This window comes from Erythrobacter sp. RANMB8 (assembly GCF_056848235.1).
Genome location: NZ_JBREHG010000010.1, coordinates 32,051 through 45,228, shown reverse-complemented (window position 1 = coordinate 45,228; position 13,178 = coordinate 32,051). Strand labels below are relative to the sequence as shown.

Annotated in this window: 11 protein-coding genes; 4 read left to right on the top strand and 7 right to left on the bottom strand. The window is 67.1% G+C overall.

The window, feature by feature from the left end:
• Positions 1 to 56: 56 nt before the first annotated feature.
• Positions 57 to 1,430: a 30S ribosomal protein S12 methylthiotransferase RimO gene (rimO, locus tag ACU0AG_RS11850; RefSeq protein ID WP_482782488.1), complete on the top strand. Its 1,374-nt coding sequence runs from the start codon at positions 57 to 59 to the stop codon at positions 1,428 to 1,430.
• Between the two features lie 238 nt (positions 1,431 to 1,668).
• Here rimO and ACU0AG_RS11845 read toward each other — a convergent pair whose 3' ends face one another.
• Positions 1,669 to 3,219 (bottom strand): hypothetical protein, encoded by a 1,551-nt coding sequence (locus ACU0AG_RS11845; protein ID WP_482782487.1) that lies wholly within the window; start codon positions 3,217 to 3,219, stop codon positions 1,669 to 1,671.
• 176 nt (positions 3,220 to 3,395) lie between these two features.
• On the opposite strand from ACU0AG_RS11845, the gene ACU0AG_RS11840 reads away from it, so the two are divergent.
• Positions 3,396 to 4,178 (top strand): L,D-transpeptidase, encoded by a 783-nt coding sequence (locus ACU0AG_RS11840; RefSeq protein WP_482782486.1) that lies wholly within the window; start codon positions 3,396 to 3,398, stop codon positions 4,176 to 4,178.
• A gap of 133 nt (positions 4,179 to 4,311) precedes the next feature.
• Here the strand turns inward: ACU0AG_RS11840 and tilS are convergent, their stop codons facing one another.
• From tilS to ACU0AG_RS11815, 5 genes are all read right to left on the bottom strand, one after another.
• On the bottom strand, positions 4,312 to 5,313 hold the full coding sequence (gene tilS, locus ACU0AG_RS11835; protein ID WP_482782485.1) for a tRNA lysidine(34) synthetase TilS: 1,002 nt from the start codon (positions 5,311 to 5,313) through the stop codon (positions 4,312 to 4,314).
• Complete coding sequence (locus tag ACU0AG_RS11830; RefSeq protein ID WP_482782484.1) at positions 5,304 to 6,290, bottom strand: tetratricopeptide repeat protein; 987 nt, start codon at positions 6,288 to 6,290, stop codon at positions 5,304 to 5,306. The genes tilS and ACU0AG_RS11830 overlap by 10 nt, the downstream gene beginning before the upstream one ends.
• Positions 6,291 to 6,699: 409 nt before the next feature.
• Positions 6,700 to 7,701 carry a helix-turn-helix domain-containing protein gene (locus tag ACU0AG_RS11825; RefSeq protein WP_482782483.1) on the bottom strand — a complete coding sequence of 334 codons (1,002 nt, stop codon included), beginning with the start codon at positions 7,699 to 7,701 and terminating at the stop codon, positions 6,700 to 6,702.
• Positions 7,702 to 7,846: 145 nt separating this feature from the next.
• Complete coding sequence (ptsP, locus tag ACU0AG_RS11820; protein ID WP_482782482.1) at positions 7,847 to 10,117, bottom strand: phosphoenolpyruvate--protein phosphotransferase; 2,271 nt, start codon at positions 10,115 to 10,117, stop codon at positions 7,847 to 7,849.
• 81 nt (positions 10,118 to 10,198) lie between these two features.
• On the bottom strand, positions 10,199 to 10,366 hold the full coding sequence (locus ACU0AG_RS11815) for a YdcH family protein (protein ID WP_482782481.1): 168 nt from the start codon (positions 10,364 to 10,366) through the stop codon (positions 10,199 to 10,201).
• 318 nt (positions 10,367 to 10,684) lie between these two features.
• Here ACU0AG_RS11815 and ACU0AG_RS11810 point away from each other — a divergent pair, with 318 nt between their 5' ends.
• Both ACU0AG_RS11810 and ACU0AG_RS11805 read left to right on the top strand, forming a co-directional pair.
• Positions 10,685 to 10,894 carry a DUF465 domain-containing protein gene (locus tag ACU0AG_RS11810; RefSeq protein ID WP_482782480.1) on the top strand — a complete coding sequence of 70 codons (210 nt, stop codon included), beginning with the start codon at positions 10,685 to 10,687 and terminating at the stop codon, positions 10,892 to 10,894.
• 152 nt (positions 10,895 to 11,046) lie between these two features.
• On the top strand, positions 11,047 to 11,508 hold the full coding sequence (locus ACU0AG_RS11805) for a DUF1465 family protein (RefSeq protein WP_482782479.1): 462 nt from the start codon (positions 11,047 to 11,049) through the stop codon (positions 11,506 to 11,508).
• A 115-nt stretch (positions 11,509 to 11,623) separates the two neighbouring features.
• Here the strand turns inward: ACU0AG_RS11805 and glpK are convergent, their stop codons facing one another.
• A complete protein-coding gene (gene glpK, locus ACU0AG_RS11800) occupies positions 11,624 to 13,093 on the bottom strand; it encodes a glycerol kinase GlpK (RefSeq protein WP_482782478.1) in 1,470 nt (489 codons plus the stop codon).
• Between the last annotated feature and the right edge of the window lie 85 nt (positions 13,094 to 13,178).

The window sequence follows — 13,178 nt, the reverse complement described above, 5'->3', positions numbered from 1 at the left end:
CCCTGTGCGAGGATATTCTGGCGCAAACCCTGCGCACAGTGTAGGGGCGCGCCGCTATGAACACCCCTGCAACCACGATCCCCGACCAGAAGAAAATCGGCATGGTCTCGCTCGGCTGCCCCAAGGCGCTGGTCGATTCCGAGCGGATCCTCACCCGCCTGCGCGCCGATGGCTATGCCTTTGCCGAGGATTATGCCGGGGCAGATGTGGTGCTGGTCAACACCTGCGGCTTCCTCGATTCCGCCAAGGAGGAAAGCCTCGCCGCGATCGGAGAGGCCATCGCCGAAAATGGCCGCGTGATCGTGACCGGCTGCATGGGCGAGGAAGCCGACGCGATCCGCGCCGCGCACCCGCAGGTGCTGGCGATCACCGGCGCGCACCAGTACGAGCAGGTGGTCGAGGCGGTGCACACCCACGCCCCGCCAAGCCAAGGCCCCTTCATCGACCTGATCCCGCAGCCCGATATCAAGCTTACTCCGCGCCATTACTCCTACCTCAAGATTTCCGAGGGCTGTAACCACTCCTGCGCCTTCTGCATCATCCCCTCCCTTCGCGGGAAACTCGCCAGCCGCCGGGTTGATGCCGTTCTGCGAGAAGCGGAGAAGCTGGTTGCGGCGGGGACGAAGGAACTGCTCGTCATCTCGCAGGACACCAGCGCCTACGGGGTCGATATCCGCCACGAGAGCCGCGACTGGAAGGGTCACCCCGTCCGCGCCCACATGACCGATCTCGCCCGCGAACTGGGCCAGCTTCGCACCCCCGAAGGCCATGCGCCGTGGGTGCGGCTGCATTATGTCTACCCCTATCCCCATGTCGATCAGGTCATTCCGCTGATGGCCGAAGGGCTGCTGACGCCCTATCTCGACATCCCGTTCCAGCACGCCTCGCCGAAAGTGCTGAAGCTGATGAAGCGTCCGGCAAACGAGGCCAAGGTGCTCGAACGGCTCAAGTCGTGGCGCGACATCTGCCCGGATATCGCCATCCGCAGTTCTTTCGTGGTGGGCTTCCCCGGCGAGACCGAGGAGGATTTCCAGTATCTGCTCGACTGGCTGGAGGAAGCGCAGCTTGACCGCGTCGGCGCCTTCCGGTTCGAGCCGGTCGAAGGCGCGGCAGCCAACGCCCTGCCCGATCAGGTGCCGGAAGCGGTCAAGGAAGAACGCTACGCCAGGATCATGGAAGTGACCGAGCGCATCAGCGCTGCCAAGCTTGCCGCGAAAGTCGGCCGCACGCTCCCCGTCATCATCGACGAGGTCGGCGAGGCGGACGAGGATGGCGACATCGGCGCCACCGGCCGCAGCCAGGCCGACGCACCCGAGATCGACGGCGCGGTGTACCTGCGCAACGTGCCCGCCACGCTGCAACCGGGGGACATCGTGCAGGCGACCATCGAGGATGCCGATGCGCACGATCTGTTCGGGGCACTGGCCTGATCGCGCCCCTGTGCAGGTGACAAAGGTTACACCCTGTCACCTTCACGCCATTCCATTAAAAATCTGAATTATATCGTAATTATTCCCCCTGTCCGGTGCGGACGGACAGGGGAACGGGGCCTTGATTGCACACCTCCTGTCAAACAGGCACCGGATGGCGGCAAATGCGGGGCAATGACGATGGCAAAGAACGCAAGGGCGGCAGGCTAGCGCGCGAGAGGGGCTGTAGGAAACCGCCCTAGCGCATCGGCCCCTCTTTCAGCGCCACCCGCCGCAGCGCCGCCTGCGGTATATAGGCCTCCGGCATGTCGCGCATATGCAGCGCCAGCTCGCCCGCAAGCTCGGGGTATCCGGCAAGCAGATCGCGCGCATCGGGCAGGATCGAGGCGGTGTAGAACAGGTCGAGCTCGTCGGTCTGGAAGGCGCTCAGCGCATCCGGGCGCCGGGTCTCGTCGCGCAGCGCGGCGAGCAGCATCGCTGCCGCCTCGTCCCGCTGGCCGTGGCAGAGCAATCCGCGCACCGCGAATGCTATCGCTTCCCTCGCATTCTCGCGCAGAAAGGCGAGTTCGCTGGCCGCCACCTCCGCCCGCCCCAGCCGTTCGAGCACGCAGGCGCGGTCGCGGGCGATGATCATTTTCGCATAGAGGCTGCCGTGCTTTTCGGCCACCTCGCGTGCCAGCACCGTGGCCTTCAGGCCCTCTTTCCAGCGCCCCTGCCCGACCAGCCGCGAGGCGCGGTTGATCACGAAATTGACCACCCACGGGTGTTGGTCGGGGTCGAGCTTCGCCAGTTCCTCGAACACCGCATCGGCCTTTTTCGGTTGGCCGAGCGCGTCATGGGCATAGGCCTCGATATTGAGCGCCCAGCCGTCACCTTCCTCGATCGGCGCATCGGGGCCGGAGCGCGCGCGCCAGCGCTGGGCCAGCGCGATCGCATCGGCATATTGGCCATTGTAGTGCAGTGCGTGGGCAGCAGCAGACAGGCGGTCGCGATCGCTCGCGGCGTTGGTCAGCCGCGCGGCCGTCATGCGCACGTGCTCGGCCCCGATGGCGGCAAGGTTGGCCCCCGCGCGCTGTTCGATCTGCGGCCAGAATGGCGCGTAATCGCGGCTGGTGAGGAGATCGATATAGCTCGGCGGACTGGTGATCGAGACCAGCAGCTGATCGACCATGTCCGCCCGTCCGGTGCGCGCCGCCTCGCGCAGGCCGCGCAGGGCGATGCCTTCGTGCAGTTCGCCGTCGATGAAGGCGAGCTTGCCGCTCTCCACCCAGGCCAGCGACAAGGCGTCGTGATCCTTTGCCCGCCCCGCCTTGGCAAGCATCCGGCCGGTGGCCCAGTATTCGTCCTTCTCCAGTTCGCCGAGCGCCTTGCTCTCCAGCGCGCCGAGGGTCGCCAGCGCCATGTCGGCATCCTCCAGCCGCCGTGCGAAATAGAGCGCAAGACCGACATCCTGCTGCGCCGGATCGACCGCGTTGAACTCCTGTGCCAGCGCCGCGCCCTCGGCATAGCGCTTTTCCGTGTCGGCGCAGATCGCCGCCGCATAAAGCCGCGCGCGGCGGATCGGCACGGTCTTGCCGATCTTCTCCTCCAGCGCCATGGTGACGGGGACGCCGAAATTGCAGGGCTCGCGCAGCCAGCGCCCGCTGGTCTTGCTGAACAACGCCAGCACCTCCTCGCCGCTCATCGCCGACAGGTCGGGCAGCGGCTCGGGCGCGGCTTCCTGCGCGGCGAGCGGCGCGGCCACCAGCGCGGCGGCGAGCGCGAGCAGGATGCGGGCGGATGGTGTCATGATGGCGATCCCCTTGTTCAGCCTGTCTTTTCCCGCGAACGCCCCGCAAAGGAAAGCGGAATCTCGGAAGCCCCGCCCGGGGCCTGCGTTAACCCCTCGCCCGCCACCGTCCCCGCAAGGGACGCGCCATGGTTAAGGGCTGGAATGAAAAAGGCTAACGCGGCATAATCGCGGGCATGATCCGTTCATTCGCCCTGCCGCTCGCCCTTGCTGCCACCGCCGTGCTGGCCCAGCCGCTCGCCGCACAGCGCGTTTCCGGCCCGTTCGAACGGATCGATCCCGATGCCGAAATGCCGGTCGCAGCCGCCCCCACAAAGGTGGACGAGGCGGCGATGGCCTATGCCGGATTGCCGCCGCTGGCCGATGACGGGGTGACAGCTCCGGTCGTCGATCCCGCCCCGCGCGGCCCGGCAGTGCGGATGATTTCCAGCGAGGTGGTGCAGCCCCTCCCTGTCGCCGCGCCTGCCCCTGCTCTGTCGGCGCGGGCTGCCAGTGATCCCTTCGTGATCAAGTCGATCCTGCCGATCGAAGGCACGATCCGTTACGGGGACTGGTTCTGGGACGAAAGCGCTGCCCCTGCCACCGGCAAGCTGGTGATCACCGTCGATCTGGAAGCCCGCGTGATCAGTGCGTTCCGCGACGGGCACGAAATCGGCACGGCGGTCGCCCTGCTCGGCACCCAGTCGCACCCGACACCGCTGGGCACCTTTCCGGTGCTGAACAAATCGCGCGAACACTATTCGCGGAAATATGACAACGCCCCGATGCCCCACAGCCTGTGGCTGACCAATACCGGCATCGCGATCCACGGTTCGCCGGTGATGAACGGTTATGCCAGCCACGGCTGCATCGGCGTGCCGGACGAATTCGCCGCCCGCCTGTTCGCCGCCACCAAGCGCGGGGACAAGGTGATCATCACCCGCGGCAAGATGATCGGGATCGGCGATAAGGTGATGTGATTTTTCGGCCACCTTCGGTGGCGCAGACCGCCCGCCCCGCCTCCCCACCCGGCCACCATACCCTAATGGTATTCTTGGTGGCCGGGTGGGGAGGCGGGGCGGGAGGTCTGCATCGTGCGTCAGCGCGATCAAATCAGTTCATACGCCCTCTCGCCGGTTCCGGCCGGAAGCGCCAGACCCGCATCCTCACGCCGACTTTCTCCACCTTCTCGATACCGGCCACTGCCAGCACGCCGCCGATCGAGGCGTTCTGGCCCGCCCATAGCCGGTCCCATGCCCGTGCTGCCTCGCTGCGGGTGGCATGGCCGCCGAGCGCGGCGATGATCTTGCAGATCGTCTCGATCGCGATCACCCGCGGCACATTGGCGCAATAGGTGTAGCCGAGGCCGCCGGGAGCCTCCTCGTCGCGCATCACCATCTCGTGCCAGTCAAGCTCGGCATACCATTCCAGCGCGATCAGGCTTTCGGCAAGGTGGCCGGCGCTCGCGGCAATCTGCGCGGGGTCGAGCCAGTCGGCCCCGGCCAGCGCAGCGCGCAGGCGGGCGCGGTCGAAATCGGGGTTGGCGTTGGACGGGTCCTGCGCGGGGGTGATCCCCGCCTGCGCCACCAGCGCGGCGAGTTCGGCCTTGCGCCAGCCAAGCAGCGGACGCAGCAGCGTGACTTCGCTCGCTTCGATCTGCGAACGGCCCCGAACGCCGGCGAGCCCTGCCAGCCCGCTGCCACGGTTGAGGCGCATCAGCAGGGTTTCGGCCTGATCATCGGCATGGTGCGCGGTGGCGATGGCGCCAAGACCGGCCGCCTGCGCCCAGTCCGCCAGCGCGGCGTAACGCGCCTGCCGCGCCCGCGCCTGCACATTGCCGGGCGCGAGGCTGACTGTCAGCGCGGTGAAGGGAATGCCCCGCTCTCCCGCGATCCGCTCGACCAGAGCGACTTCGCCCGCCGCTTCGGGGCGCAGGCCGTGATCGATGCTGGCAACCGCGATCCGCCCCGGCAGGACGGCATGGGCGAGCAACAGCAGCGCAAGACTGTCAGGCCCGCCCGATACCGCCAGACCCAGCGGGCCGCTGCGCTCGTCCTCAGGCCACAGCGCCGCCAATCCGGCGGCGAAGCGTGCGGCCTGCTGCGTCAGCTGCACTTCACCTTGGCGCGGTTGGCCTGATAGTCGCTGGCGAGGCGCCCGGAGGCGATCAGCGGATAGGTTTCGGCAAATTCCGCCAGCGCGATGCAGGCGCGCTTGGTGTCCTTCATCGCGATCATCGACGCGCCGAGATAGAGCAGGCTGTCGGGCGCGCGGTCGCCGTTCTTGTTGGCCTGGTAATTGCGCAGGAACCAGCGCGCGGCATCTTCGGGCATGTTGTCGTCAAGGAAGGCGCGGCCCAGCAGGTTGCGGCCAAAGCTGATGCGCGCATGGTTGGGATATTGCTCGACGAACTTGGTCAGCTGCTGGCGCGCTTCGGGGAAGAAGCCCGCGTTCCACAGGCGGAAGCCGTAGGAATATTCATCATCGCCAGCGTCAGCCGTCTGCGGCTTGGCGATCGCCTGCACCGCTGCGAGCCGCGTGGGGCTGGGCGCGGCGGCAGGCGGCGTGGTGGCGGGAGCCGGGGCCGGGGCAGGGGTTGCCACCCGCGGGGCCGGTGTCGGGGTCGGCATCGGTGACGGCACGGGCGTCGCGGTCGTGATGGCGGGTGCGGGGGTGGTGCCTGCCAGCGGTGCGCCTGCCGCCGTCTCCAGCGCCGCGAGCCGCGTTTCCATCAGCGCCATGGCATTGGCCTGCTCTTCCGAGCGCGCGGTCAGGCGCTGCAACTGTGCCTCCAGCGCATCGAGCCGGACGAGGATATCGGTCACCGCCGTGGTCGAGGGCGCGCCCGTGGCAGGCGCGGCGGCGGTTGTCGCCGCTTCGGCGCCAGGGGTGATCTGCGGCTCGAAGAAGCGTCCGTCGCCGCCGGGGAAGACCTTGCGCTGGAGCGCGCGGATCTCGGCCTCGATCTTGCGGATGCGGGCTTCACCGGCGCTGTCCTGCGCAAACGCCGGTGACGGCGCCGTGACGACCACGGCAGCGGCCAGCACAAGGCCGGCGAGGCGTGCGGGAATGATCCTAAGGGCGGTGGTCATGGCGCGACAGGCTCCCTGGCAATGGCCGCCCCGATGTGGCGCGGCGCACATGAACGTCTCCGGAATCCCTGCCGCGTCATGGCCGCCAAGTCGAGAGCGGCAGGCCCCCTAATCAACCGGAAATCGCGGTGAATTGTAAAGTTAGAGCACTTTCCGACCAATCCGGATCAGCCTGATTGCGTCAGGAAGTCCGCTGGAAAGGCGTGGCGCGCGGCAGGGGCTGGTTGCCCCTGCAAGTGCCGCAACGTAGCCAGCGGGCTTCCTGGCGCAACCCCGAAGGGGCGGGCCGATTTTGGCCCGGCGCCACGTCCTTCGTCGGTCACTATGCTGCGGCATGGCTCCCTCCTCACTCCTCGCGCTGGGCCAAAATCGGCTCCGTCAGGATGACCCGGATTGGTCGGAAAGTGCTCTAGTTTGCCGTGCCTTCGTCGGCCGTGCCGGTCGCGGTTTCCGCAGGGGCCGGGGCCGGTGCCTCGGGCAGGGTCTGCATCACCGGCGCGCTGGCCGTCGGCGCAGGCGCGGGGCGCGATGCCGCGCGGCGGACCGGGGCCTGAGCGGGAGCGCCGGTTGCCACGGTGCTTGCCGGCGTGGGCGCAGCGCTCGCCGTCGCACCGGCCGGTGCCGCCCGAGCCAGCAGCGCCGCAGCCGAAACCGGCGCACCCGAAAGCGTCGTCGGCCGGTCGGACAGTTTCGCAACCGCCTTGCCGCCCACGGTAATTCCCAAGGCATCGGGACGGCCGGTGTTGATCCGCGGATCGGCGGCGGTGGCGGGCACGGCCACGGTCTCGCCCTGCTTCAGCGTGCGTTCGAGCAGGCGTTCACCGCCCTCTTCGTAAAGCCGCAGCCAGATCCCGTCTTCCAGCGCGGTCAGCACCACCGCGCCGCCCGCTGCGGGCGCAGTGGCGGCGGGACTGGCGCTGGCGACCGGCCCCGGCGCAGCGGCAGGTGCAGGCTCGATCAGCGATCCCGGCTCGGTCCCTGCGCCGAAATAGGCATTGTAGAAGGCATAGGCCCCCACCATCAGCACCAGCGCGGCCGCTGCACCCGCCCACGCCAGCCCGGACGAAGGCAGACGCGCCGGATCGCCCGGCTCCATCGACGAGGTCGGGACCGTGCGCTGCATCGACCCGTCCGCCAGCTCGGCGCGCACCGCATCGGTGATCGCCGCCGAATCCAGACCGACCGCCTTGGCGAAGGTGCGGGTAAAGCCGATGGCATAGGCGCGCGAGGGCAAGGCTTCGAAATTGCCGTCCTCGATCGCTTCGAGATGCCGCAGCGGGATGCGGGTTTCCGCGGCGATATGCGCCAGCGCCAGGCCCAGCCCTTCGCGCGCGGCACGCAATTGCGCGCCTGCTCCGGCAACGGGAGTATCCTGCGCGCCATCCGCGCCGTTATCGTGTTCGCTATCCATGACCCGGGTCCGCGCCTTCTATCGAGGCTTTGTGGTGTGTTTATGGTGAATTCCGCTTGAACAGGACTCACCCTTTGGCGAGGCTTCTGTCAAGCGCCACGATGGCCCCGCAGCTTGCGCAGGCCTCGTCCAGTCTCATCAGCGGTCAATCATACTCGATCCCGCGCGCATCGGCCCATGCCGACAGTTCGGCGCGCAGGTTGCGGCCCGGTTCGGCGAGCCATGCGGTCATCGCCGCGGTCAGCTCTGCCAGATCGACCTTGCGCACCAGTTCCTTGATCGGACCGACCGCGGCAGGGGTGATCGACAGGCGGCGATAGCCGATGCCGAGCAGCGCCAGCGCTTCCAGCCGCCGTCCGCCCATCTCGCCGCACACGCCCAGATCCACCCCGCTGCCGATGCTCGATTGCATCACGCGGCGCAGGAAGCGCATGATCGAGGGCGACAGCCAGTCATAGCGTTCGGCCAGCTTGGGGTTGGCCCGGTCAGCGGCAAACAGGAACTGGGTCAGATCATTGGTGCCGATCGACAGGAAGCTCAATTTCGGCAGCAGCAGATCGAGCACTTCGGCCAGCGCGGGCACTTCCAGCATCGCGCCGAAACTGATCCGTTCGGGCAGCAGCTTCTTCTGGGCGCGCAGATAGGCAAGCTGTTCGTCGAACACCGCCTTGGCGGCATCGAATTCCCACGGCTCGCTGACCATCGGGAACATAACGTAAAGCGAACGCCCCGCCGCCGCTTCGAGCAGCGAACGCGCTTGCACCTTCATCAGGCCTTCGCGTTCCAGCGCAAGGCGCAGCGCGCGCCAGCCCATTGCCGGGTTTTCATCCTGCGCGGCGATTTCGCTGGCGAGATAGGGCACCGACTTGTCGCCGCCGATATCCACCGTGCGGAAGATCACCGGCTTGTCTCCGGCGGCATCGAGCACATCGCGGTAGAGCCGCGTCTGGCGGTCGCGCTGCGGCAGGGTGGCCGAGACGAGGAACTGGAACTCGGTGCGGAACAGGCCCACCCCGTCCGCGCCCGTCAGGCCGAGCGAGCTCATGTCGTCGCGCAGGCCAGCGTTCATCATCACCTGGATGCGGGTGCCGCAGCGGGTGAAAGGCTCGACATCGCGCAGCGACGCATAGGCCGCCTGCTTTTCGCGGCTCTTGGCAAAGCGCGCCTGAAACGCGTCGGCCACCTGCGGCAGGGGGCGGATGATGGCATTGCCCGCGCTGGCATCCAGCAGGATTTCGTCGCCTTCGCGGATGGTGGTGCGCACGCCCTTGGCGCGCCCGATCACCGGCACGTTCATGGCGCGGGCCACGATCACCACATGCGCGGTGAGCGAGCCTTCCTCAAGGATCACGCCCTTCAGCCGGCGCTTGTCATATTCGAGCAGCTCTGCCGGGCCGAGATTGCGGGCGATCAGGATGGTGTCGCGGCGCAGGCCCTGCGAGGCGGCGGTGCCGACCTGGCCTGCGACAATGCGCAGCAGGCGGTTCGCCAGATCCTCCAGATCGTGCATCCGGTCGGCCAGCAGCGGATCGTCGATCTCGCGCATCCGCATCCGGGTGTGCTGCTGCACGCGTTCGATCGCGGCTTCGGCGGTGAGGCCGGAATCGATCGCCTCGTTGATCCGGCGCGACCAGCCTTCGTCGTACGCGAACATCTTGTAGGTTTCGAGCACCTCCTCGTGCTCTCCGCCCACGCCGAATTCGGCCTGACTGGCAAGCGCGTCGATCTGCTCGCGCATCCGGTCAAAGGCGCGGTAGACCCGCTGGCGTTCGGCTTCGGTATCCTCGGCCATCACCTGCGTGATTTCGACCCGCGGCTGGTGGTAGACGGCATGGCCGGCGCCCAGCCCTTTCACCAGCGTCAGCCCGGTCAGCGTCTGCGGCCCGACCTGTTCGGCGGTGAGGCCCAGCGCCTGTTCCTCATCGACCAGTTCGGCATTGGCGATCAGTTCGGACAGCACCATCGCGGTGGTCTGGAGCGCCTCGATCTCGACCTCTTCATAGCGGCGCGGTTCGACATGCTGGACGCACAGGACGCCCACCGCACGTTCGCGGTAGACGATCGGGACACCGGCGAAAGAGTGGAACTTTTCCTCGCCCGTTTCGGGGCGGTACTGGAAATCGGGATGGGCCTTGGCCTCGGCCAGATTGAGGGTTTCGACCTTCTGCGCAATCGCGCCGGTCAGCCCTTCGCCGATTGCCATGCGGGTGACGTGCACCGCGCTCTGATTAAGGCCGCGGGTGGCGAAGAGTTCGAGCATCCCTTCGCGCAGCAGATAGATCGAGCACACCTCGCTCGACAGGCATTCGCCGATAATCTCGACCACCTGATCCAGCTTGGCCTGCGCGTGCATGCGCGAGGCCATCACCTCGGTCAGGCGGGTCAGGATCTGGCGGGCGGCGGCAGCGGCTGTCATGGCCATGAGGTTTACGGTTCAGACCGGTAACCTGCAATGGCGCATGTGACCCGCTGCGCCGCACGCCACGTGATCAGGCCATCAATGCGAGGAAATCTCTTCCTTCAATCGCAGTTTCTGCTTCTTGAGAGACTGGATCATCGCGGTGTCGGGCACGGGCCGGGCCATTTCCTCGCGCAGGCGGGCTTCGAGGCCGGCGTGCTTGCTCTGAAGGGCGTTGAGGTGGGAAGACACTGCGGTCGATGCCATTATGCGTTCTCCTTTGCGTGCGGGGGTATGCCCCCGGAAAAGGCGACTCGGCACATGACGCGGCCGAGCCGCAGGTTTCATTGAAACCACACCGAAGCTAGAATGCAAAGTCGTAATGGAACGTAAATCGGCGCATGCGTGGCTGGCTGCGACGAACCGCGATGCCTGCGCCGCGAAGCAGCGGGTGGAAAATTTGTCCGCGCACCTTATCGAATCAGGCGGGAACGCGTAGCGCAGCCGTGGATTGCGCGCCTGTGCATCGTCACCGGTTTTCGCCATTGTGGCGAACGGGGCATTCGGAAGGGATACCAGTCAGGAATGACCGAGCAGGAGCTGCGCAAAAAGCTCGAATTGCTCAAGACCGAGCATCGCGACCTCGACGCCGCGATTGCCGCCTTGACCGAAGCTGCCCGCACCAATGCCGGGGCCGACCAGTTGCAGATCGCCCGGCTGAAAAAGCGCAAGCTGCGCCTGCGCGACCAGATCGCGATCATCGAAGACACGCTGCTGCCCGATATCATCGCGTAATTTTTGCGGTTTCGCTGGCGCGAAACGCAGATGGCTCATGCTTAGCGAAACGTAAATTCTGTGCCCGTGCGGGACGAGAGCCAAAAATTGCTTGGAAAGTAACCATAGTCCGGTGGCGGACAGGGCGCGGCGAGCGTAGTCTGTGCCGCGACATGGCCCGAACCACCAATCTGTCCCGCCCGATCATCGAGGCACTCTATACCGAAGCGCTCGTGCTCGCTGACGAGGTGCGCGCCGTGTTCGCCGCCGGCACCCGCGAGCCGCTGGCGGGGGAGGACGCCTTCGTGCGCCTCGCGCTCTCGACCGAAGGGCTGAAGACCACCACGCGGATGATGCATGTGCTGGCGTGGCTGCTCAACCAGCGGGCGCTGTTTTCGGGCGAGTTGAGCGAGCGGCAGGTGCGCCTGCACGGATCGCTGCCGCCCGATCGCGGGTCGGATGCAGCGCAGCTGGCGCTGCTCGAACCCGAAACCCGCGAACTGATCGCCGATACCGAAAGGCTGCACCAGCGCATCGCCCGGCTGGACGAAGCGTGGCGCGCGCATTGCGACATGGCATCGCCGGTGCAGGCGTTTCAGGACCGGATCGGACAGACCTTCGGGCGGCTCGGCTAGAACCTGCTCCGCCAATGTTTCACGTGAAACATTGGGCAAAACGGGGCTAAAAGGGGTCTAAAGGGGGTCTGGACGGGTCTAGAGGGGGTCTAGAACCGCCCAAGCCTGTCCAACATCACGCCGCCGCCAGAGCTTTCTTCCACGCCGCCAGCCGCGCCTCCCTGACCTCACCCTCCATCGCCGGTTCGAAGGTGTGGAGCCGCCCGCGCATCGCCTGCGCTGCCGCATCGAGGCTGGCATGCATCCCCGCCCCGCACGCCGCCAGCATCGCCGCGCCCAAGGCTGTCGTCTCGACAAAGCCGGGCCGTTCGACCGTGATCCCCAGCATATCGGCCAGATCCTGCGCCATCCAGTCATTGGCCGCCATGCCGCCATCGATCCTGAGCGTCTGCCAGGGTGCACCATCGGCAGCGAAGGCGGTCGCCAGATCGTGGGTCTGGTGCGCCATCGCCTCCAGCGCGGCGCGGGCGAGATGCGCCTTGCCGCTCGAAAAGCTGAGGCCCGCGATCACGCCGCGTGCCTCGGCCTGCCAGTGCGGCGCGCCAAGGCCCGACAAGGCGGGCACGATCACCACCCCGCCGCTATCGGGGATCGAACGCGCCAGCGCCTCGGTCTCCGAGGCAAGATCGACAATGCCGAGCGAATCCCGCAGCCATTGCACCAGGCTGCCCGCGACGAACACCGAACCTTCGATCGCATAGCTGCGCCGCCCGCCAAGCTGGGTCAGCACCGTGCCGAGCAGACGGTTGGCCGATTGCGGGATGGCATCGCCCTGACAGGTCAGCACGAAAGCGCCGGTGCCATAGGTCGCCTTGGTCTGCCCCGGAGCAAGGCACCCCTGCCCGATGGTCGCGGCCTGCTGGTCCCCGGCAAAACCGGTGATCGGGATCGCCCGCCCGAACAGCTCGGGATCGGTGGCAAGACCCTGCCCCGCGCAGTCGATCACTTGCGGCAGGGCGCTGCGCGGCACGCCGAGCAGGTCGCACAGCCCGGCATCGAACTGCGCATCTTCCAGCCCCATCAGCAGCGTGCGGCTGGCGTTGCTGGCATCGGTGACATGCGCGCCGCCTGCCAGTTTGAAGGTCAGCCAGCTTTCGACCGTGCCGAAGGCCAGCGTGCCCTTCTCTGCCGCGGCGCGCACTTCGGGCACATTATCGAGCATCCAGCGCATCTTGGTGCCGGAGAAATAGGGATCGAGCAGCAGGCCGGTGCGGCGCTGCACCTCTGCCTCGTGGCCGCCTTCGCGCAAGGTGGCGCAGAAGGGTTCGGTGCGGCGGTCCTGCCATACGATCGCGTTGGTCAGCGGCTCTCCGGTGGCCTTGTCCCACGCCACCACGGTTTCGCGCTGGTTGGTGATGCCGATGCAGGCGATGCTCGCCGCGCCCCCCGCCTTGGGCACGACTTCGAGCGCGCAGGCGAGGCTCTTGCCCCAGATCTCGCGCGGGTCATGCTCGACCCAGCCCGATTGCGGATAGTGCTGCGTGATCGGTGCCTGCGCGCTCGCCACCAGCACCCCGTCGCTGGCGAACAGCATGGCGCGGGTGGAGGTGGTGCCTTCATCGAGCACGAGGATGTAATCGGACATGAAAACGCTCTCCCGTTTGCCGCTTCCCTAACCGTTCGTGTCGAGCGAAGTCGAGACACCAATTGCACCCCAGCCTCTCGACTTC

Bases quoted from the DNA above. Each gene is read 5' to 3' on its own strand.
- rimO (WP_482782488.1), top strand. From the start codon at position 57: ATGAACACCCCTGCAACCACGATCCCCGACCAGAAGAAAATCGGCATG.
- ACU0AG_RS11845 (WP_482782487.1), bottom strand. From the start codon at position 3,219: ATGACACCATCCGCCCGCATCCTGCTCGCGCTCGCCGCCGCGCTGGTG.
- ACU0AG_RS11840 (WP_482782486.1), top strand. From the start codon at position 3,396: ATGATCCGTTCATTCGCCCTGCCGCTCGCCCTTGCTGCCACCGCCGTG.
- ACU0AG_RS11830 (WP_482782484.1), bottom strand. From the start codon at position 6,290: ATGACCACCGCCCTTAGGATCATTCCCGCACGCCTCGCCGGCCTTGTG.
- ACU0AG_RS11825 (WP_482782483.1), bottom strand. From the start codon at position 7,701: ATGGATAGCGAACACGATAACGGCGCGGATGGCGCGCAGGATACTCCC.
- ptsP (WP_482782482.1), bottom strand. From the start codon at position 10,117: ATGACAGCCGCTGCCGCCGCCCGCCAGATCCTGACCCGCCTGACCGAG.
- ACU0AG_RS11815 (WP_482782481.1), bottom strand. From the start codon at position 10,366: ATGGCATCGACCGCAGTGTCTTCCCACCTCAACGCCCTTCAGAGCAAG.
- ACU0AG_RS11810 (WP_482782480.1), top strand. From the start codon at position 10,685: ATGACCGAGCAGGAGCTGCGCAAAAAGCTCGAATTGCTCAAGACCGAG.
- ACU0AG_RS11805 (WP_482782479.1), top strand. From the start codon at position 11,047: ATGGCCCGAACCACCAATCTGTCCCGCCCGATCATCGAGGCACTCTAT.
- glpK (WP_482782478.1), bottom strand. From the start codon at position 13,093: ATGTCCGATTACATCCTCGTGCTCGATGAAGGCACCACCTCCACCCGC.